This window comes from Micromonospora sp. NPDC051300 (assembly GCF_044455315.1).
GTDB lineage: Bacteria > Actinomycetota > Actinomycetes > Mycobacteriales > Micromonosporaceae > Micromonospora > Micromonospora robiginosa.
In genome coordinates this window covers 18,501-38,965 of record NZ_JBITEP010000031.1, presented here as the reverse complement: position 1 = coordinate 38,965, position 20,465 = coordinate 18,501, and the positions used below count along the sequence as shown (strand labels likewise).

The window sequence follows — 20,465 nt, the reverse complement described above, 5'->3', positions numbered from 1 at the left end:
CGGCCTTCCCACCGCCCGTCCCACCACGTAGGGTGACTCTGTCATGTGGCAGGCGTCTCTTCTCCTTGGCTGCCGCGACGAGGCCTGACCGGCCGGCACCTCGTCGCGGAGTTGAACCGCGCCGTCCAGCACATCCGAACTTTCCCTCGGCACCGCCGCGCACCGTCGCCCGGCACCTCGCCGACACCTTCCGATCTGCTGACGCCACATGTTCCAGGGAGCACTCCGAGATGGCTCAACCCGTCACCGAGACCGACCCGTTCGCCCGGCAGCGCCCGAGCCGGATGCCGGTCCACCGCTACGTCCCGTACGACAGGCAGTTCCGCATCGACCTGCCGGACCGCTCCTGGCCCACCCGCCGCGTCGAGGCCGCGCCCCGCTGGTGCGCCGTCGACCTCCGCGACGGCAACCAGGCGCTGATCGACCCGATGTCGCCCGAGCGCAAGCGCCGGATGTTCCAGCTCCTGGTGCAGATGGGCTACAAGGAGATCGAGGTCGGTTTCCCGTCGGCCAGCCAGACCGACTTCGACTTCGTCCGCCAGCTGATCGAGCAGGACCTGATCCCGGAGGACGTCACCATCCAGGTGCTCACCCAGTGCCGGGAGCACCTGATCGAGCGGACGTTCGAGTCGCTGCGCGGCGCCCGGCGGGCCATCGTGCACTTCTACAACTCGACCTCGACGCTGCAACGGCGGGTGGTCTTCGGCCTGGACCGCGACGGCATCACCGACATCGCCACCCAGGGCGCCCGGCTCTGCCAGAAGTACGCGGAGATCCACACCCCGGACACCGACATCCACTACGAGTACTCGCCGGAGTCCTACACGGGCACCGAGCTGGAGTACGCGCTGGAGGTCTGCGCGGCGGTGATCGAGGTGATCGACCCGACGCCGGACCGGAAGCTGATCGTCAACCTGCCGGCCACCGTGGAGATGGCGACGCCGAACGTCTACGCCGACTCGATCGAGTGGATGCACCGGCACCTGCCCCGGCGGGACAGCCTGGTGCTCAGCCTGCACCCGCACAACGACCGGGGCACCGGCGTGGCCGCCGCCGAGCTGGGCCTGCTGGCCGGCGCCGACCGGATCGAGGGCTGCCTGTTCGGCAACGGCGAGCGCACCGGCAACGTCGACCTGGTGACGCTGGGCCTGAACCTCTTCTCGCAGGGCATCGACCCGATGATCGACTTCTCGAACATCGACGAGATCCGGCGCGCCGTCGAATACTGCAACCAGCTCCCGGTGCACGAGCGCCACCCGTACGCGGGCGACCTCGTCTACACCGCGTTCTCCGGCTCCCACCAGGACGCCATCAACAAGGGCTTCGCCGCGCTGCACGCCGACGCGGCGGCGGCCGGGGTGCCTGTCGACGAGTTCACCTGGGCCGTGCCCTACCTGCCGATCGACCCGAAGGACCTGGGCCGCACCTACGAGGCGGTCATCCGGGTCAACTCGCAGTCCGGCAAGGGCGGCGTCGCGTACATCATGAAGTCGGAGCACCAGCTCGACCTGCCGCGCCGCCTCCAGATCGAGTTCTCCGGCGTGGTGCAGGCCGTCACCGACCACGACGGCGGCGAGGTCGAGCCGGGCACCATGTGGGAGATCTTCGCCCGCAACTACCTGGTCGACCACCAGGTCGACCCGACGGTCACGCTGGCCGGCTACACCATCGGCACCGTCGACGGGAAGGTCGAGATCGACGCCCGGGTCGGCTTCGACGGCGAGACGCGGGCGCTGGCCGCGATCGGCAACGGCCCGATCGACGCGTACGTCAACGCGTTGCAGTCGCTGGGCGTGGCGGTACGGGTGCTCGACTACCACGAGCACGCGCTCTCCTCCGGCGGTGACGCGCAGGCGGCCGCGTACGTGGAGTGCGAGGTGGACGGCCGGACGGTGTGGGGCGTCGGGGTGGACGCCAACATCGTGACCGCCTCCATCAAGGCGGTCACCAGCGCCGTCAACCGCACCCGCTGAGGTGCAAGGCGGGGCCCCCTCTTAACGCTTCACGCATAAGAGGGGGCCCCGCTTAACATCTCCCACTCGCACCCGCGCGCCGCACGCGGCGGGGCGCGGCGCGGCGGGCGTGTTAACAAGGGGCCCCTCCTCTACCGGAGGCGTTAAGAGGGGGCCCCGCCTTTCTCCCGCGGGCGGTGGATGAGCACCGCGGCCAGCACGGCGCCGGCCAGCAGCAGCCCGGCGCACCACGCCAACGCCCCCCGGTAGGCGTCGGCCAGCGCGCCCTTCTGCTCGTACCCGGTGCCGGAGAGCCCGACCAGCAGCGGCAGCGCGGCCACCGCGAGCAGGCCGCCGGCCCGGGACGCGGCGTTGTTGAAGCCGCTCGCCACCCCGGCGAAGCGGTCCGACACGGCGCCGAGCACGGACGTGGTCAGCGGCGCCACCACGAGCGTGAGCCCGGCGCCGAACAGCACCACGCCGGGCAGCACGTCCACCCAGTACGAGGCGCCCGGCCCGACCCGGCGCAACAGCAGCAGGCCGGCCGCGGCGATCACCGGGCCGACGGCGAGCGGCAGCCGGGGGCCGATCCGGGCGGACAGCGCGCCGGCCCGGGGCGAGCCGACCAGCAGCAGCACCGTCATCGGCACCGTGGCCAGGCCGGTGAGCAGCGCCGACCAGCCGACCACGTTCTGCAGGTAGACGGCGAGGAAGAAGGTGAACCCGCCGAGTGCCGCGTACACCACCACGGTGAAGATGTTGAGCACCGAGAACAGCCGGCTGGAGAACAGTCCGGTGGGCAGCATCGCGGTGTCTCCGCGCCGCCGCTCGACCAGCACGAAGACCACCACGGCGGCCAGACCGGCCACCGCCGCGGCGAGCACCGCCGGGGAGGCGCCGTGCGCCGGGGCGTCGATGAGCGCGTACGTGACGCCGCCGAGCGCCAGCGCGCCGAGCAACGCGCCGGCCACGTCGAACCCGTGGTGCTCCCCACCGGTACGCGAGACCGTCTCGTCCCGGCTCTCCGGCACCCAGCGCATCGCGGCGAGCACCACGCCGACGGCCAGCGGCACGTTGACGAAGAAGATCCACCGCCAGGAGAGCGCGTCGATCAGCCAGCCGCCGACGAGCGGCCCGAGCGCGGTGGACACACCGGACAGGCCGGACCAGGTGCCGATCGCCCGGCCCCGGTCGTCCGGGTGGAAGCTGGCCTGGAGCACGGAGAGCGAGCCGGGGGTGAGCAGCGCCCCGCCCGCGCCCTGGAGGAACCGGGCGGCGATGAGCCAGCCGGTGCCCTGGGCCAGCCCGCAGAGGACCGACGCCGCCGCGAACCAGACCACCCCGAGCAGGAAGATCCGCCGCCGGCCGAACCGGTCGCCGAGCGCGCCGCCGAGCAGCACGAACGCGGCGAGCATCAGCAGGTAGCCGTTCACGGTCCACTGGAGACCTGCCACCGTGGCGTCCAGTTCCGCGCCGAGTCGGGGCAGCGCGACGTTGACCACGGTGCTGTCCAGGAACACGATGCCGGAGGCGAGGACCGCGGCGAGCAGCGTGCCGCGTCCGGCGGCGGTTCCGGTACGCAGGCGGGGCGCGGAAGCGGGTGACGTCACGTCCATCCACTCTGCCCTCGATCCACCACCGACGCCACGAATCAGAGAAACCGGCTCCGGGTACTGTGCGGACTCGCCCGGAGCCCGCAAGCTGGAGAGGTGTCGTCTGTGCGTACGAGTTCAGGAGTCCGAGCCGGGCTGACCGCCGCGCTCACCACGGTGCTGGCCCTCGGCGCGGCCGGTTGTGACCCCGCCGTCACCGAGCCGGACACGGCGCCGAGCGCCTCGGGAAACGTGAATCAGCAGCTCGGCCAGCTCACCGTGGCCACTGCCGGGTCGATGAAGGGTTACAGCCGCACGCGGTTCCCGCACTGGCGGGACACCGGCAAGAACTGCGACGTGCGGGACAGCGTCCTCCAGAAGGACGGTGAGGGGATCAAGCTCTCCGGCTGCAACGTGGTCGGTGGGCGGTGGGAGAGCGTCTACGACGGGGTCGAGCTGACCGACCCGGCGGACGTCGACATCGACCACACCGTGCCGCTGGCCAACGCCTGGCGCTCCGGCGCGGACGAGTGGGACGACTCGAAGCGGGGTGACTTCGCCAACGACCTGACCCGACCGCAGCTCATCGCGGTTTCCGCGCGCTCCAACCGGGCAAAGGGTGACCAGGATCCGTCGCAGTGGAAGCCGGCGAACCGGTCGTACTGGTGCCAGTACGCCGCCGACTGGGTGACGGTCAAGCACTACTGGCGGCTGACGGTCACCACTGCCGAGAAGGCCGCCCTCACCGACATGCTGGAGGGCTGCACATGGGCGAGCAAGCCGTGACCGGGGCGGGTGGCGCGCCGGCTCCGGAGAAGACGCCGGACGCCACCGGCGACGACGCCGCGGCGGCCGGCACCGGGTCGGCGCCGACCGGCGGTCCGGCTTCGGCCGGGATGACCGCGGACGGTCGACCGGCGGCGCCCGCCGACGTCTCCGGCGCGGGCATGTCCGCCGACGCGGCGCCGGGCGCGCCGACCGGTGGCGCGCCGGCCGGACCGGCGACCCGGACGGCCGACATCACGGCCGGTCCGGGCGGGGTGATGACCGACGAGGCCGGCGTGGTGACCGGTGAGCTGACGTTGCGCACCGAGCACGCCGACGGCACGGTGCGGCTGCGGGTGCAGTACAAGGACGCCGACGAGTGGTACGCGGTGACCGGTGGCAGCGCGCCGCTGGCCGACCCGGCCGCGTTGGACGCGGTGCACACGATCGCGGTGGGGCTGCTCAACCGCCCCGAGGGCTGAGTCGAGGCGACGCGTCGGCCCCGGGCGGGGCCGACGCGTCCTCGTGTCACGGGGTGGGGATGAGTTCCCCGGTCTCGCCCGGCGCCGCGCCGTCGTCCGGCCGGACCAGTTCCGGTTCCACCTCGTGCGGCCGGATCTTCCCGGCCGCGATGTCCTCGGCGTAGTGGCAGGCGACCCGGTGCCCGTCGAGCACCTCGCGCAGCGCGGGCCGCTCGTCGGCGCAGCGGGTGGGCTGGGCCCACGGGCAGCGGGTGTGGAACCGGCAGCCGGCCGGCGGGTTCGCCGGTGACGGCAGGTCTCCAGCGAGCAGGATCCGCTCCCGCCGGTCCTCGACCTGGGGGTCGGGCACCGGCACCGCCGACATGAGCGCCCTGGTGTACGGGTGCATCGGCTCCCGGTAGAGGTCGTCGCTGGACGCCTCCTCGACCAGGCCGCCGAGGTACATCACCCCGACCGTGTCGGCGATGTGCCGGACCACCGCCAGGTCGTGCGCGATGATCAGGTACGTGAGGCCGCGCTCCTCCTGCAACTCGTCGAGCAGGTTGAGCACCTGGGCCTGGATCGACACGTCGAGCGCGGAGACCGGCTCGTCGGCGACGATCAGGTCCGGATCGAGCACCAGCGCGCGGGCGATGCCGATGCGCTGGCGCTGGCCGCCGGAGAACTCGTGCGGATACTTGCTCAGCGCCGACGCGGGCAGGCCGACCGCGGCGAGCGCCTCGCGGAGCCGCTTGGCGACGGCCGCCTTGTCCTTCGCCAGGCCGTGCGCCTTGAGCCCTTCGACAAGCAGCGACTCCACCGACTGCCGCGGGTCGAGGCTGGACAGCGGGTCCTGGAAGATCATCTGGATCCGGCGACGGATCCGGCGCATCGGCTCGCCCTTGAGCGAGCGCAGGTCGGTGCCGTCGAAGACGATCTCGCCGTCGGTCGGCTCGACCAGCCGCAGCAGGCCGCGGCCCAGCGTGGACTTGCCGCAGCCCGACTCGCCCACCAGCCCGTACGTCTCGCCCCGGTTGATGGAGAGCGAGACGCCGTCGACGGCGTAGACGTGCCCGATCGTCCGGTCGACGAGCACGCCGCTCTTGATCGGGAAGTGGACCTTGACGTCACGCAGTTCGATGAGCGGTCCGGTCCGCTCGGTCGACTCGGTCACGGGACCGCCACCTCCTCGGAAACGGGGTTGTTGCAGCGCAGGTCGCCGCCGTTCGCGGTGGGCTCCAGCGGGGGCGTCCCGTCGAGGCAGGCGTCCACCACGTTGTCGCACCGGGGCGCGAACGCGCAGCCCTCGGCCCACGGGATGTTGTCGGCCACCGAGCCACGGATGGCGTGCAGCCGCTCGCCGCGCGGCGAGTCGAGCCGCGGCACGGAGTTGAGCAACCCGTGCGTGTACGGGTGCTCCGGCCGGGCGAACAGCTCGTGCCGCTCCGCCCGCTCCACGATCTTGCCGCCGTAGAGCACGTTCACCGTGTCGCAGAGCCCGGCCACCACGCCCAGGTCGTGCGTGATCATGATGAGCGCGGTGCCGGTCTCGTCGACGAGCTGCTTGAGCAGCGTGAGGATCTGCGCCTGGATGGTCACGTCCAGGGCGGTGGTCGGCTCGTCGGCGATCAGCAGCCGCGGCTTGCAGGCCAGCGCGATGGCGATCAGGGCGCGCTGCCGCATCCCGCCGGAGATCTGGTGCGGATACTCCTTCAGCCGCCGCATCGGGTCCGGGATGCCGACCGCGTCGAGCAGTTCCCGGGCCTCCTTCAGCGCCGCCTTGTGGTCCATGCCCCGGTGCCGTTCGAGCACCTCGGCCACCTGGGTGCCGATCGGGATGACCGGGTTCAGCGAGGAGAGCGGGTCCTGGAAGATCATGCCGATGTCCCGGCCGCGCCGGTCCCGCAGGTCCTCCGGGCGCAGCTTCAGCAGGTCGGCGCCGTCGAAGTTGACCTCGCCGGTGACCCTGTTGCCGCGCCGCGGCAGCAGACCCATGATCGCCAGGCTGGTGACGCTCTTGCCGCAGCCGGACTCGCCGACCAGGCCGACCGTCTGCCCCGGCTCCACACTGAAGCTGACCTCGTCGACCGCGGTGAACGGTCGCTCACCCTTGCGCTGGAACACGACGCTCAGGTCGCGTACGTCGAGCAGGCTCATCGGGTCACGTCCTCATCGTGCTGGTCGTTGGTCCGCACCGGGGTCACCGCCGGCTCTTCGGGTCGATGGCCTCGCGCATGCCCTCGCCGAGCAGGGTGAAGCCGAGCGCGACCACGATGATCGCGGCGGCCGGGAAGTAGGCCAGTTCCGGCCGGACCTCGAAGTAACGCTGACCGTCCACGCCGAGCATCAGGCCCCACTCGGCGCGGTTGATGTCCGGGTCGCCGAGACCGAGGAAGGACAGCGACGCGGCCTCCAGGATGGCGGTGGAGAGCGTCAGCGTCGCCTGCACGATCACCGCGGTCATCGCATTGGGCAGCATGTGCCGCAGCACGATCGCCCCCCGCTTGACGCCGAGCGCCCGGGCGGCCAGCACGTGGTCGCTCTCCCGCTGGGCGAGCATCGAGCCGCGCAGCAGCCGGGCGAAGATCGGTACGTTCACGATGGCCACCGCGAGGATGACCGTCCACTGGCTGGACCGGCTGGCCAGGGCGACCAGGCTGATCGCCAGCAGCAGCGCCGGCAGGGCCAGCATCACGTCGGTGAAGCGCATCAGGATGTTGTCGACCCAGCCGCCGAACGCGCCGGCGAGCGCGCCCACCAGCACGCCCAGCGCCAGCCCGATCAGCGTGGCGAGCACGCCGACGAACAGGGTCTGCCGGCTGCCGTGGATCATCCGGGACAGGAAGTCGCGGCCGAGCGGGTCGGAGCCGAGCGGGAATCCGCTGCTCGCGCCCGGGATGTTGTCGACAGTCAGGTTCTTCGTCAGCTCGTCGAAGCGCTGCGCGGGGTCGTGCGGCGCGAGCAGCGGCGCGAAGATCGCGACCAGCACGAACAGCGCCACGATCGCCGCGCCTACCATCGCGGTCGGGTTGCGCCGCAGCCGGCGGAACGCGTCCCGGACCAGGCTGACGCCGCCCTTGTCGGCGGTGGCCTGGGCCAACTGCTCCAACCGGGCGCGCTTGCGCTCGCCGAGCCGGTCCAGACCGCGGGGCAGGCTGCCCTCGCGCTTCTCGGTGACGGCCGACGGGTCCACGCTCTCGCGCGGCGTGCCCACGGTGGGCCGGGTGATGGGATCGCTCATCGCACACGCACCCTCGGGTCGATGAAGGCGTAGGAGAGGTCGACCAGGAGGTTGACCAGCACGAAGACCAGCGCGGCCAGCAGGATCAACGCCTGGAGCACCGGGTAGTCCCGTCCGCCGCTGATCGAGTCGTAGATCAGCGTGCCGAGGCCGCCCCAGTTGTAGACCCGCTCGGTGAGCACCGCGCCGGAGAGCAGCGCGCCGGTCTGCAGGCCGATGGTGGTGACCACCGGCAGCAGCGCGTTGCGCAGGATGTGCCGGCCCCGGATCGTCTTGTGCCGCAGGCCCTTCGCCTCGGCGGTGCGGACGTAGTCCTCGTTGAGCACGTCGAGCACGCTGGCCCGGGTGATCCGGACGACGACCGCCAGCGGGATGGTGGCCAGCGTGACCGCCGGCAGGATCAGGTGCCAGAGCGCGTCGCCGGTGGCGTCGAACTCCCGGGTGAGCAGCCCGTCCAGCACGAAGAAGCCGGTGACGTCGGTGTTGTCCAGCCCGGTGCTGATCCGGCCGGACGGCGGGAACAGGTGCATGTTCTGGGTGAACACGTCCTTGAGCAGGTAGCCCAGGAAGAAGATCGGGATCGAGATGCCGAGCAGCGTGCCGCCGATGCTCAGGTTGTCGAGCAGCCGGCCCCGGTGTCGGGCGGCCAGGTAGCCGAGCGGCACACCGAGCCCGATCGCAATGATCATGGCGGCGGCGCCCAGCTCCACGGTGGCCGGAAAGGCTCGACCGATCACCTCGGTGACCGGGTCACCGCTCCGGATCGAGTTGCCGAAGTCGCCGGTCAGCAGCCGCTGCATGAACTTCGCGTACTGCACCAGGATCGGTTGGTCGTAGCCGAGCGCCTTGACCAGCAACGCCCGCCGCTCCGGCGTGGCCCGCTCGCCGAGCAGCGCCTCGATCGGGCCGCCGGGCAGGTTGCGCAGCCAGACGAAGACCAGCGCGGACAGCCCTATCAGGGTCACCACCAGCTGCAGCAGGCGGCGAACTATGACTCGCAACATCTCTCACACACCAGATTCTCGGTTGAACAGCGGGTCGGCCCGGGCCGGGAGCGAGTGCCCGGCCCGGGCCGATTCCGCGTGTGGCGTCAGCGGTGGAGCCGCCTCAGCCGACGCTGACGGTGTTGAACCGCTCGTCGGTCAGCGGGCTGGCGACGAGACCCTTGACGTCCTTGGTGACCACGATGGCCGGCGGGGCGTGCCAGACCGGCACGGCCGGCAGCCACTTGGCGGCGATGTCGCGATTGACCTGCTCCCAGGCGGCCTTCTTGCCGGCCTCGTCGACCGTGCCGTCGGCCTTGGCGATGGCGTCGAACATCTCGGTCATGCCCTGGTCGCCGAACTCGACCTTCCCGCGGCCGAAGAACGTGCCGACGAAGTTGCCCGGGTCGTTGTAGTCACCGGTCCAGCCGAGCAGGTGCAGGTCGTGCTTGCCGAACTGCTGCACGTCGTCCTTGTAGCCACCGTTCCACGGGCGGGCCACACCGTTGACCGTGATGCCGACGGCCTTCAGGTCGTTGGCGAGGACGGTGAAGATCTCCTGCGGGTTCGGCATGTACGGCCGGGACACGTCGGTGGGGTAGAAGAAGTTGAGGGTCAACTTCTCCGCGCCCGCCTCCTTGAGCAGCTGCTTGGCCTTCTCCGGGTTGTAGTCGTACTTCTGCACGTCCGGCGCGTAGCCGAGCACGGTGTCCGGCATGAACTGGTCGGCGACCTTGGTGCCACCCGGGCCCTTGGTCTGGACGAGCTGCTGGCGGTTGAGCGCGTACGCGATCGCCTGCCGGACCTTCAGGTCCTTCAGCTTCGGGTTCTTCTGGTTGATGCCCAGGTAGAGGATGTTGAACGCCGGGCGGTCGAGGACCTGGAAGCCCTCGCCGGCGAGCGCCTTCCGGTCGGCCGGGGCCGGGAAGTCGATGCCCTGGACGGTGCCCGCCTTCAGTTCCTGCTTGCGGGTGTTCTCGTCCTTGATGATCTTGATGATCAGCTTGTCGACCTTGGCCTTCTCGCCCCAGTAGTCGGGGTTCCGGTCCAGGGTGATCTCACCCTTGGCCTTGTCCCAACCCGCGAACTTGAACGGGCCGGTGCCCACCGGGTGCTCGTTGGCGAACGCGCTGTACTCGAACGAGTCGCCGTTCTGCTTCACCGAGTCGGCGTCGTACTTCTTCAGCGCCTCGGGGCTGGCGATCGACAGCGCGGTCAGCGCGAAGGCACCCGGGAAGGCGCCCTTGTACTGGTTCATCGTGACGACGGCGGTGCCGTCGTCCTTCGCCTCGCACTTGTTGTAGACCGGCTGGCCGACGCCCTCGGCCTCGTTCTTGGCGAAGCCGCCGAACGTGTCCGAGTAGTAGATCATCTGCGACTGGGCGGCGGCGCCCTTCATGTTGAACCAGCGGTCGAAGTTGAAGCAGACCGCGGCGGCGTTGAAGTCGGTGCCGTCGTGGAACTTCACGCCCTTGCGGAGCTTGAAGGTCCAGACCTTGCCGTCCGGGTCGTGCTCCCAGCTCTCCGCCAGGGCACCCTGCAGCTCGGCGGTGCCGGGCTTGTTCTGCACGAGGGTGTCGTACATCTGGCGAATCGGCCGGAACGACTCACCGTCGTCGTTGAAGATCGGGTCGAAGTTCTTCGGGTCCCCGGCTCCGGCGAAGACGAAGGTGCCGCCGGTCTTGGCGTCACCGCCGCCCTCTTCGCGGTCGCTCTTCGCGCAACCGGACGCACCGACCGCCAGGGCGGCCGCGGCCGCGAGGGCCATGGCCGTTTTCAGCCTGCTCGCCTGCATCTCTCACCTCTGTCATGCACATGTGTCCACGCCGAGCTGTGACTCAGTCCGTGAGCGGGAGGTTATGGCATGTCACACAGAAGAGGAACGGGCGAAGGGCAATCGCTATCAAGCCGACACCTTCCGAGGCCGGCTCGCACAACGGTCCGGTGGTGGGTACGCCGCCCACCACCGGACCGGGGATCTCAGACCGCCCGACGCCCCTCGAAGGCGCGGCCCAGCGTGATCTCGTCGGCGTACTCCAGGTCGCCGCCGACCGGCAGGCCACTGGCCAGCCGGGTCACCGCGATCCCCATCGGCTTGACCATCAGCGCCAGATAGGTCGCGGTCGCCTCGCCCTCGGTGTTCGGATCGGTGGCGAGGATCAGCTCGCGAACCTCGCCACCGCTCAACCGGGTCATCAGCTCACGGATCCGCAGGTTGTCCGGGCCGATGCCCTCCAGCGGATTGATCGCGCCGCCGAGCACGTGGTAGCGCCCACGGAACTCGCCGGTCCGCTCGATCGCCACCACGTCCTTCGGCTCCTCGACCACGCAGAGCACCTCGTCGGTACGCCGCGGGTCGCGGCAGATCCGGCAGTGCTCGGACTCGGCCACGTTGTAGCAGGTCGTGCAGAACCGGACCAGGTCCTTGACCTTGCGCAGCGCGCCGGCCAGCCGGTTGACGTCGGCGGGATCCGCCGACAGGACGTGGAACGCGATCCGCTGGGCGCTCTTCGGGCCCACGCCCGGCAGCCGACCCAGCTCGTCGATCAGGTCCTGGATGGCACCCTCGTACATCTGCCGGCTCAGAAACCGGGCAGGCCGAGGCCGCCCATCCCGCCCGCGACCGGGCCCATCTTCTTCTCGGTCAACTCCCGGGCCGCCTCGGCGGCGTTGTGCACGGCCGCGACGACCAGGTCCTCCAGGGTCTCCACGTCCTCCGGGTCGACCGCCTTCGGGTCGATCTTGATCGCCTTCAGCTCACCGGTGCCGGCGACGGTGGCCGTCACCAGGCCACCGCCCGCGGTCCCGGTCAGCTCCGCCTCGGCCAGCTCGGCCTGGGCGTTGGCGATCTGCTGCTGCATCTTCTGCGCCTGCTTCAGCATCTGCTGCATGTTGGGCTGTCCACCTGGGCGCACGGGCCGCTCCTTATCGCACTCGTCTGCTCGGCCGCCGCTCAGCCTATCCGCTGTGAGCAGCCGGTCCCGCACGGCAGCCCACCCGCCGGTGCGCGCCGCGACCACCAGGACGACGGGCGACCCCGGCTCAGCCGGCGTCGGCGACGAAGACGTCGAGCATGTCGTTGGTGTCGCCGGGCACCAGGTTCGACGCGTACGAGGTGAACGACACGTACCGCCCTCGGTGGTCGATCGAGGGGTCGTTGCTGAAGCTGTCGGCCTGGGCACCCTCGGCCGAGACGCTCAGCCGGGTGGTCGTCCCGGTCGACCACCGGGTCAGGAAGACGTCCTCGGTCCCGTTGGTGTCCCCCGGCACCAGGTTGGTGGACCCCGAGACGAACGCGACCCGCCTCCCGTCGCCGCTGATCGCGGGCTGGCTGCTGCCGCGGTTGGCCTGGACGCCACCGGCGGCAACGCTCACCCGGCGGGTCACGCCGGCGGCCAGGTCCCGGACGAAGACGTCGTCGACGCCGTTGGTGTCGCCCGGCACCAGGTTCGACGACCAGGAACTGAACGCGGCGTACCGGCCGTCGGCGCTGATCGCCGGATCACTGCTGACGCCGTAGCCCTGCGCTCCGGTGGAGGAGACGCTGACCCGGGAGGTGACCGCGCGCCTCAGGTCGCGCAGGAAGACGTCCGGCGCGTCGTTGGTGTCGCCGGGCACCAGGTTGGACGCCGTCGACTCGAAGATCACCCACCGACCGTCGCCGCTGATCGTCGACGACGAGAAGCCGCTCGGACCGTTGTCCTGGCCGCCCGTGGCGGGGACGCTGACCCGGCTGGTGGTGCCGCGCAGCAGGTCCCGGACGAACAGGTCGGGGAACCCGTTGGTGTCCCCGGGCACCAGGTTGCTGGCGAACGAGCTGAAGGCGACGTACCTGCCGTCCTGGCTGATGCTCGGCACGGTGCTGTCGCCGTTGCCCTGCCCACCGCCGGCGGGCACGCTCACCCGGACGATCGTGGCCGCGACCCGGTCCCGGACGAAGACGTCGACCACGCCGTTGGTGTCCCCCGGCACCAGGTTCGACGCGCGGGAGGCGAAGGAGACCCAGCGGCCGGTGCGCGACGAGCTGCTGCTGGAGCTGCGCTCGTTCGCCTGGGCCCGGTCGCTGGAGACGCTGATCCGGGTCGTCGCCGGATCGGGTTGGCGCGCCGGGGCGGCGCCCGCCGGCGCCGGCACCGCGGTCAGGGACAGGGCGGTCCCGAGAACCACCACCGCAGGAACAATTCCCACTTTGCTCACCGAAACCTCCGAACGGCATCAAACCGACATCGATGGTCGCCGAGCAATCGTCCCAGCGTCAAGGCTCTGAGCAGGGAGAACGTCTTTTGAACAGGGTGCGGTGCGGAAAGTGACTACCGCGCGTCCACCTCGCCGATCTGCTCCGCGCCGAACGTCTCGCGGAGCAGCCGTACCGCCTGCTCCTGACTGGACTCGCGCGCGGTCCGCTCGTCGATGACCTCGTCCAGCGGCTCGTCACCCGGGTCGAAGCCCTCGAAGTTCGCCGCCGGGGCAGCGCCGGGGCGTCCCGCGCCGCCGCGCACCGGGCCGTCGAAATCCGGATCGTACGGCGGCTCGCCGGCCCAGTCGGCGTCCGCCGTCTTGCGAACCCCCGCCCCGGTACGCGGACCCCGTCCCGCCGCGGCCGCCCGTGCCGCCGCGATGGCACTGCTCACCGGCGGACCGGTGGGTGCGGGCGTCGGTGACGCGCCCGGCTGGGCCGTGGTCGCCCGCGGCCCGGCGCCTGCCGCCGCCGACGAGCCGCCCGCGGACGAGCCGTTCACCGACGAGCCGTCAGACGTGCCGTTCACCGGGGCGACGGCTGCGGATGCGCCGTTCCCGGACGCACCACCCGGGCGGGCCGCCTCCGGCCACTCGTCCGCGTTCACCGCGCCACCAGGTCGAGCCGACTCCGGCCGCTGGTCCGCCGTCGCGCCCCCCGGGCGGGCCGGCTCGGGCCAGTCCTCGGCCTCGTCGGCGTAGGGCGCCGCACCCGTCCCCGACGCATCGGGTCCGGACGCTGGCCGACCCGGGCCACCCTGGCCACGTGACCCACCCTGATCGCCGCGTGCGGCGCGGGCCGGGTCGGTCGGGCCGGTCCGGTCCGGACGGGTGGGCGGGTCCGCCGGCGGGGCGGCCGGCCGGGTCGCGGCACGCGGCGGGCCGCCGAGCGACGCGCCGCCCCGCTCGCCGGCCACCTCGCAGCGGATCTGCCAGCGACCGCCCAACTCCTCGTAGAGCGCGTCGGTCAGCACTGCGGCGTGGTCCGCCATCATCTTCGCCAGCACCGTCGACTTCACGGTCAGCACCAGCGTGTCACCGTCCAGGTCGCGGACCACGGCGTCGCGCATCAGCGCGGCGATCCGCTTGTTACTCCGGTTGACCTTGCCCACCACCTCCGGCCAGACCCGGCGCACCGCGACCGCGTCCAGCGCGCCCGGGTTCGCCGCGCCCGGGCGGGGCGGCTCGGGCGTGGCCGGGTCGGGCATCACCACCGGTGCGGGGCGGCGGACCGGGGGTGATGGCGCCGGACCGTCGGCCGGGCCGGCCGGGACCACACCGGAGGCGTCCGACGCGGGACCGACACCGCCGGCGGAAGCACCGGCAACCGAGCCGGCACCTTCGACGGGAGCGCCCGGAACAGGGGCCGGGCTGGTGTCGGCGCCGGCCGGGCCGGTGTCCGCGTCGGAGGTCGGTGAGGCAGCGGGACCGGGCCGGTCGGCAGCCACCGGGCCGGGCCGGGGACCGGACCCGGGGGCACCACGGGACCCGGTCGCCGCCGCCGCGGCGGCCCGGGCGGCGGCGGCACCGGTCGGGGCGCCGGCAGCCGCCGGCGTGCCGGCGGTCTCCGGGTCGATCGCGGCGGCAGCCGCGCCCGGGGCGGGAGCCGCTGGGCGTACCCCCTGGTCGGGAGCGGCGGGCGGCGGCTCGGCGCCGCCGAGGGTGAGTCGGCGCTCCATCCGCTCCAGGCGCTGGAGCAGGCCGCCGGACGAGTCGTCGGGCAGGAGCATCCGGGCGCAGATCAACTCCAGCAGCAGGCGGGGCGCGGTGGTGCCGCGCATCTCCACCAGGCCGTTGTGCACGATGTCGGCGCAGCGCGACAGCGTCGCCGGGCCGAGGCGCTGGGCCTGGGCGGCCATCCGCTCGATCTGGTCGGCCGGGCCGTCGATCAGGCCCTTGGCGGCGGCGTCCGGCACCTGCTGGAGCACGATCAGGTCGCGCAGCCGCTCCAGCAGGTCGGAGGCGAACCGGCGCGGGTCGTGGCCGGCCTCGGCGACCCGGTCGACTGTCGCGTACGCGGCCGCGCCGTCCCCGGCCGCGAGCGCGTCGCACATCTCGTCGATCAGCGCGGAGTCGGTGACGCCGAGCAGCGCGGCGGCCCGGGCGTAGCCGACCCCCTCCGGGCCGGCGCCGGCGATGAGCTGGTCGAGCACGGAGAGGCTGTCCCGCGCGCTGCCGCCACCGGCGCGCACCACAAGCGGGAAGACCGCCGGCTCGACCTTGACGCCCTCGGCCTCGCAGAGCTGCTCCAGGTAGGGGCGGAGCACCTTGGGCGGCATCAGCCGGAACGGGTAATGGTGGGTCCGCGACCTGATCGTGCCGAGGACCTTCTCCGGCTCGGTGGTGGCGAAGATGAACTTGACGTATTCCGGGGGCTCCTCGACCAGCTTGAGCAGGGCGTTGAAGCCGGCCGACGAGACCATGTGCGCCTCGTCGATGACATAGATCTTGAAGCGGCTGCGGGCCGGCGCGAAGAACGCCTTCTCACGCAGCTCGCGGGCGTCGTCGACACCGCCGTGGCTGGCCGCGTCGATCTCGATGACGTCGATCGAGCCGGAGCCGTCGTTGGCCAGCGAGCGGCAGGACTCGCACTGCCCGCACGGCTCGGGCGTCGGCCCCTGCTCGCAGTTGAGCGAGCGGGCCAGGATCCGGGCGCTTGAGGTCTTGCCGCAGCCGCGCGGGCCGGAGAAGAGGTACGCGTGGTTGAGCCGCCCGCTGCGCAGCGCCTGCGACAACGGCTCGGTGACGTGCTCCTGGCCGATGACCTCGGCGAACGTACGGGGCCGGTACTTGCGGTAAAGGGCCAGTGCCACCCGTCCCGCCTCCTCTCGACCGAGCCATTCTGCGCCGGTCGGCCACCGGTGACCACCCACCACCCCGTGACCCGACCCACGGCGACGCTACCCGGCCCCGGAGACAGAAAGGCCTCCCGTGCACCCGGCAGAGCTCGCTTATCCTTGCTGCCTTCCGGCCCTGGGGAGGTTCACGAGATACCGCCGCACGGGAGGTGACGCCAAGCCTACCCGAAGCCGAGTGGATCTTCCGGGAGGGTGGGGTGGCCCGCCGTCGAGGGACCTGTATCCTGGCTCGCGGAGGATTCGCCTAGAGGCCTAGGGCGCACGCTTGGAAAGCGTGTTGGGTTTACACCCTCACGAGTTCGAATCTCGTATCCTCCGCAGTCGAAGAAGGGCCGGCACCTAGCGTGCCGGCCCTTCTTCGTTCCCGTAGCCCCTCTTGACCGGTTCACAAACCTTCCCGTTCGACAGGTGTTCGACGGGGATTGACAAAGTTAACCGGTTAAGAAGGCCATCATGGATATCTTCGCCGGGTCGGCCGTCGGAAGGGCAACCGACGGCCCGACCCGTCCGGGCGGCGAGGGCTCCCCGCAACCATCACCCGTACGGGAGTTCCTCATGATCCAGCGCACCCGCACGCGGGCGTGCCTGGCCGGGGCGGCGGCAGCCGTCACCGCGCTGGCCACCGCCCTCGTCACCACGCCACCCGCCCAGGCCGCCGCCGGGGCATGCTCGGTGACCTGGCAGGTCACCAACGAATGGAGCGGCGGCGCCACCACGAACGTCACCATCACCAACACCGGCGCCGCCGTGAACGGCTGGACGCTGGGCTGGGCCTTCCCCGGCAACCAGGTGATCGGCGACATGTGGAACGCGACCAGGACCCAGTCCGGCGCGAACGCCACCGCCACGAACGTCTCCTACAACGCGGGCCTCCCGGCCGGCGGCACGGTCAGCTTCGGCTTCAACGTCACCTACACCGGGTCGAACGCGGCCCCGAGCGCGTTCACGCTGAACGGCGCGAGCTGCGGCGACACGACGCCGCCCAGCCCGACCGGCAGCCCCACGCCCAGCCCCACCGCCAGCCCGAGCCCGACGGCGAGCCCCGACCCGACCACCACCCCCAGCGGCAACCTCGCGCTCAACCGGCCGGTCACCGCGTCGTCCACGGAGAGCCCGAACGCCGCCGCCCAGGCGGTCGACGGCAACGGCGGTACGCGCTGGTCCAGCCTCTACGCCGACCCGCAGTGGATCCAGGTCGACCTCGGCGCCACGTACCCGATCAACACGGTGCGGCTGCGCTGGGAGGCCGCGTACGGCAAGGCGTACCAGATCCAGACCTCGACGGACGGCACCACCTGGACCCCGGTGTTCAGCACCACCACCGGCGACGGCGGCACCGACGACGTGACGCCGGCCGGCGCGAGCGGCCGGTACGTGCGGATGTCCGGCACCGCGCGCGGCACCGCCTGGGGCTACTCGCTCTACGAGTTCGAGGTGTACGCGGTGAAGCCGCCCACCCCGCCCGGCCCGGACTGCGGCCAGGCCCCGGCCGACCCGCAGGCGAACTCGAAGGCCCGCAACCTGATCTGCTACCTGCGCACGCACACCTACGTCAGCGGCCAGACCGACCTGCCGGACGCGGACAAGGTGCAGCAGTTGACCGGCCGCTACCCGGCGATCGTGGCGTTCGACTTCATGGAGTACACCCGGGGCAGCATCCAGACCCAGCAGGTCATCGACTGGGCCAAGGCGCGCAACGGCATCGTCGCGTTCCAGTGGCACTGGTACTGCCCGCGCGGGGGCAACTACTCCGCGCCCTGCGACTTCCAACCCGACCTGAACAACCCGTCGTCCAAGCTCTACCAGGACATCGACCTGGTGGTGCGGGAGCTGAAGAAGATGGGCGACGCCGGCGTGCCGGTGCTGTTCCGCCCGCTGCACGAGGCGAACAACAACTACATGTGGTGGGCGAAGAAGGGCCAGGACGCCTACAAGCAGCTCTGGCGGCTGATCTACCAGCGGGCCCAGCTCGCCGGCGCGCACAACATCGTCTGGGTGTTCAACGGCATGGCCAGCGGCCAGGGCACCTCGCTCGCGTCCTGGTACCCGGGCGACGGCTACGTCGACCTGGTCACCTCGGACTACTTCCAGAGCAGCAGCGACTTCGCCACCACCAAGGCGGTCAGCGGCGCCAAGACCACAGGCGTGGCGGAGACGTTCAGCCCGCTCAACCCCAACTCCGACCCGGCCTGGCCGTACTTCGTGGTCTGGGCGTCGCGCGACTGGAACGGCAGCGGCAAGGACGTGGCCGGGCTGTGGCGTACCGCGATGGCCAACCCGAGGACCATCTCGATCGACCAACTGCCCGACATGTCCGCGTGGTGACGACCTGATCGTCAGGGGGCCGGCCCGCCGAGGGCCGGCCCCCTTCCCGCGTACGCCTGACGTCAGCCGCGGAGGTGGCGCAGGACGGCCAGGACGCGGCGGTTGTCGGTGTCCGACGACGGCAGGCCCAGCTTGGCGAAGATGTTCGCCACGTGTTTCTCCACCACCCCGGGCGTGATGACCAGCGCCGCCGCGATCCCGCTGTTGGACCGCCCCTCGGCCATCAGCGACAGCACCTCGCGCTCCCGCGGCGTCAACGACGCCACCCCGGTGGTGCGCTGCCCGGCGCGCATCAGGTGGCCGACCACCTCCGGGTCCAGCGCGGTGCCGCCGGACGCCACCCGGGTCAGCGCGTCCACGAAGTCGGCGACGTCGGCGACCCGGTCCTTGAGCAGGTAGCCGACGCCTGTCGGCCGGTCGGCGAGCAGCCGGGTCGCGTAGCGGGTCTCCACGTACTGGGAGAAGACCAGCACACCGACGCCGGGATGGTCGCGCCGGATGTCGATCGCGGCGCGCAGCCCCTCGTCGGTGTGTGTCGGGGGCATCCGGATGTCGACCACCGTCACGTCCGGCAGGTGGGCGGCGGTCGCGGACCGCAGCGCGTCGGCGTCGGCCACCGCCGCGCACACCTCGAAGCCACGGTCGGTGAGCAGCCGGACCAGCCCTTCGCGCATCATCGCGGCGTCCTCCGCGATCACCACCCGCATACCGTCGCCTCCGTTCACGCGTGCGTGGGCAGGTCGATCTCGACCCGGGTCGGGCCGCCGGCCGGGCTGTGCACGCGCATCCACCCGTCCACCACGCCGACGCGTCGGGCCAGGCCGGCCAGGCCGGGGCCGTCCGGGTCCGCGCCGCCGGCGCCGTCGTCGGTGACGGTGAGCGTCAGTCGCTCGCCGGAGCCGACGACGTCGAGCCCGATCCGCGTCGCGCGGCTGTGCTTGGCCGCGTTGGTGAGCAGTTCGGCGGCGCAGAAGTAGGCGATGGTCTCGATCGCGGGCGCCGGCCGGTCGGGCAGGTCGACGGTCACCGTCACACCGACGGCGCTGCCGGTGGCGAGCGTCGCCAGCGCGTCACCGAGCCCGTTGTCGAGGACCGGTGGGTGGATCCCGCGCACCAGGTCGCGCAGGTCGGCGAGCGCGTCCTTCGCGCCCCGGTGGGCGAGCGCGACCAGCTCGCGGGCCTGCGCGAGGTCGGGCGGCGGGCCGTCGGCGCCGAGCTTCTCGGTGGCCATGCCGAGGTTCATCGCGAGCGTGGCCAGCCGGATCTGCGCGCCGTCGTGCAGGTCCCGTTCCAGCCGGCGCATCATGGTGGCCGCGTCGTCGATCGCCCGGGCGCGACTGGCCTGGAGTTCGCGTACCCGTTGGGCGAGCCGGCGCGGTCCGAGCAGCCGCCGCATCGCGGCCAGGTCCGGTGCCGTGCCGGCGCGCATCAGCCACGGCGCGACCAGCAGCATGGCCAGCCCGGCGGCGGCGATGACGAACGTGCCGGCGAACGTCCGCGCGCCGAGGAGACCGAACGGCGTCAGCGCCCACACCGGGCCGAGGCGGGTGCCGGGCGGGTGGTTGCGGAACAGCGGCCACCACAGCGGATAGCTGAGGTTGACCGGGCCGAGCAGGTAGCAGAACAGGCCGTAGCCCTGCGGGATGGCCAATGGCACCTTGAGCAGGCCGTATCCGACCGCGCGCCAGCCCGGACCGTCGGCGACCAGGGCGCCGAGCCGGTTCGACGGCCGCGGTGGCGGGGCGTCCACCTGTACGCCGAGCAGCCGGCCGGCGAGCCGGCGGTGCACGCCGCCGGTCGCGCGCCCGAGCGGGGCGGCCAGCACGACGAGCAGCGCGACGGTGAGCGGGAACAGCACCAGGAAGATCGGTGCGACGGCCGGCGCGGGTTGCCGGGACGTGCCTCCGGTGGCCCAGAGGATGACGGCGCCCAGGGCCGGCACCAGCGCCGGCACGGCCAGGATCGCTCCCGCGCTCACCACGCCGACCAGGCAGAACGCCGCCCGGCGCAGCGTCGACGCGGTGAACGGGGCGCGCAGCGCGGTCATCGGCC

Annotated in this window: 16 protein-coding genes, 1 tRNA gene and 1 other RNA gene; 5 read left to right on the top strand and 13 right to left on the bottom strand. The window is 71.9% G+C overall.

The annotated features are described in order from the left end of the window. Positions 1 to 230 precede the first annotated feature (230 nt). Positions 231 to 1,973, top strand: a complete 1,743-nt coding sequence (gene leuA / locus ACIA5A_RS26165; RefSeq protein WP_396767085.1) for a 2-isopropylmalate synthase — start codon at positions 231 to 233, stop codon at positions 1,971 to 1,973. 143 nt (positions 1,974 to 2,116) lie between these two features. Here leuA and ACIA5A_RS26160 read toward each other — a convergent pair whose 3' ends face one another. Continuing rightward, positions 2,117 to 3,568 (bottom strand): MFS transporter, encoded by a 1,452-nt coding sequence (locus ACIA5A_RS26160; RefSeq protein WP_396767084.1) that lies wholly within the window; start codon positions 3,566 to 3,568, stop codon positions 2,117 to 2,119. Positions 3,569 to 3,670: 102 nt separating this feature from the next. Between ACIA5A_RS26160 and ACIA5A_RS26155 the strand changes: the two genes are divergently transcribed. Beyond that, on the top strand, positions 3,671 to 4,330 hold the full coding sequence (locus ACIA5A_RS26155; RefSeq protein ID WP_396767083.1) for an HNH endonuclease family protein: 660 nt from the start codon (positions 3,671 to 3,673) through the stop codon (positions 4,328 to 4,330). Beyond that, on the top strand, positions 4,312 to 4,791 hold the full coding sequence (locus ACIA5A_RS26150) for a hypothetical protein (RefSeq protein WP_396767082.1): 480 nt from the start codon (positions 4,312 to 4,314) through the stop codon (positions 4,789 to 4,791). The genes ACIA5A_RS26155 and ACIA5A_RS26150 overlap by 19 nt, the downstream gene beginning before the upstream one ends. Positions 4,792 to 4,837: 46 nt before the next feature. Here the strand turns inward: ACIA5A_RS26150 and ACIA5A_RS26145 are convergent, their stop codons facing one another. From ACIA5A_RS26145 to ffs, 10 genes are all read right to left on the bottom strand, one after another. After that, positions 4,838 to 5,944, bottom strand: a complete 1,107-nt coding sequence (locus ACIA5A_RS26145; protein ID WP_396767081.1) for an ABC transporter ATP-binding protein — start codon at positions 5,942 to 5,944, stop codon at positions 4,838 to 4,840. Continuing rightward, positions 5,941 to 6,927: an ABC transporter ATP-binding protein gene (locus tag ACIA5A_RS26140; protein WP_396767080.1), complete on the bottom strand. Its 987-nt coding sequence runs from the start codon at positions 6,925 to 6,927 to the stop codon at positions 5,941 to 5,943. Before ACIA5A_RS26140 ends, ACIA5A_RS26145 begins: the two co-directional genes overlap by 4 nt. 43 nt (positions 6,928 to 6,970) lie before the next feature. Next, positions 6,971 to 8,011: an ABC transporter permease gene (locus ACIA5A_RS26135; protein WP_220138738.1), complete on the bottom strand. Its 1,041-nt coding sequence runs from the start codon at positions 8,009 to 8,011 to the stop codon at positions 6,971 to 6,973. After that, complete coding sequence (locus ACIA5A_RS26130; RefSeq protein WP_396767079.1) at positions 8,008 to 9,015, bottom strand: ABC transporter permease; 1,008 nt, start codon at positions 9,013 to 9,015, stop codon at positions 8,008 to 8,010. Before ACIA5A_RS26130 ends, ACIA5A_RS26135 begins: the two co-directional genes overlap by 4 nt. 103 nt (positions 9,016 to 9,118) lie before the next feature. Next, complete coding sequence (locus ACIA5A_RS26125) at positions 9,119 to 10,789, bottom strand: ABC transporter substrate-binding protein (protein ID WP_396767078.1); 1,671 nt, start codon at positions 10,787 to 10,789, stop codon at positions 9,119 to 9,121. A gap of 185 nt (positions 10,790 to 10,974) precedes the next feature. Beyond that, positions 10,975 to 11,568 (bottom strand): recombination mediator RecR, encoded by a 594-nt coding sequence (gene recR, locus ACIA5A_RS26120; protein ID WP_396767077.1) that lies wholly within the window; start codon positions 11,566 to 11,568, stop codon positions 10,975 to 10,977. 8 nt (positions 11,569 to 11,576) lie between these two features. Beyond that, positions 11,577 to 11,885 (bottom strand): YbaB/EbfC family nucleoid-associated protein, encoded by a 309-nt coding sequence (locus tag ACIA5A_RS26115; protein ID WP_269694699.1) that lies wholly within the window; start codon positions 11,883 to 11,885, stop codon positions 11,577 to 11,579. Positions 11,886 to 12,036: 151 nt separating this feature from the next. Beyond that, positions 12,037 to 13,164, bottom strand: coding sequence for a TolB family protein (locus ACIA5A_RS26110; protein WP_396767076.1), 1,128 nt, complete (start codon positions 13,162 to 13,164; stop codon positions 12,037 to 12,039). A 140-nt stretch (positions 13,165 to 13,304) separates the two neighbouring features. Then, a complete protein-coding gene (locus ACIA5A_RS26105; RefSeq protein WP_396767075.1) occupies positions 13,305 to 16,043 on the bottom strand; it encodes a DNA polymerase III subunit gamma and tau in 2,739 nt (912 codons plus the stop codon). A gap of 107 nt (positions 16,044 to 16,150) precedes the next feature. Further along, an RNA gene (ffs, locus tag ACIA5A_RS26100) (signal recognition particle sRNA small type) lies at positions 16,151 to 16,240 on the bottom strand. Between the two features lie 81 nt (positions 16,241 to 16,321). On the opposite strand from ffs, the gene ACIA5A_RS26095 reads away from it, so the two are divergent. Together ACIA5A_RS26095 and ACIA5A_RS26090 are read left to right on the top strand one after the other, a co-directional pair. Next, a tRNA-Ser gene (locus ACIA5A_RS26095) sits at positions 16,322 to 16,406 on the top strand. A gap of 237 nt (positions 16,407 to 16,643) precedes the next feature. Continuing rightward, on the top strand, positions 16,644 to 18,413 hold the full coding sequence (locus ACIA5A_RS26090) for a glycosyl hydrolase (protein ID WP_396767074.1): 1,770 nt from the start codon (positions 16,644 to 16,646) through the stop codon (positions 18,411 to 18,413). 62 nt (positions 18,414 to 18,475) lie between these two features. On the opposite strand, the gene ACIA5A_RS26085 is transcribed toward ACIA5A_RS26090, so the two are convergent. Together ACIA5A_RS26085 and ACIA5A_RS26080 are read right to left on the bottom strand one after the other, a co-directional pair. Then, complete coding sequence (locus ACIA5A_RS26085; protein WP_396767073.1) at positions 18,476 to 19,120, bottom strand: response regulator transcription factor; 645 nt, start codon at positions 19,118 to 19,120, stop codon at positions 18,476 to 18,478. A gap of 14 nt (positions 19,121 to 19,134) precedes the next feature. After that, a complete protein-coding gene (locus ACIA5A_RS26080; RefSeq protein WP_396767072.1) occupies positions 19,135 to 20,460 on the bottom strand; it encodes a sensor domain-containing protein in 1,326 nt (441 codons plus the stop codon). Positions 20,461 to 20,465: the final 5 nt, after the last annotated feature.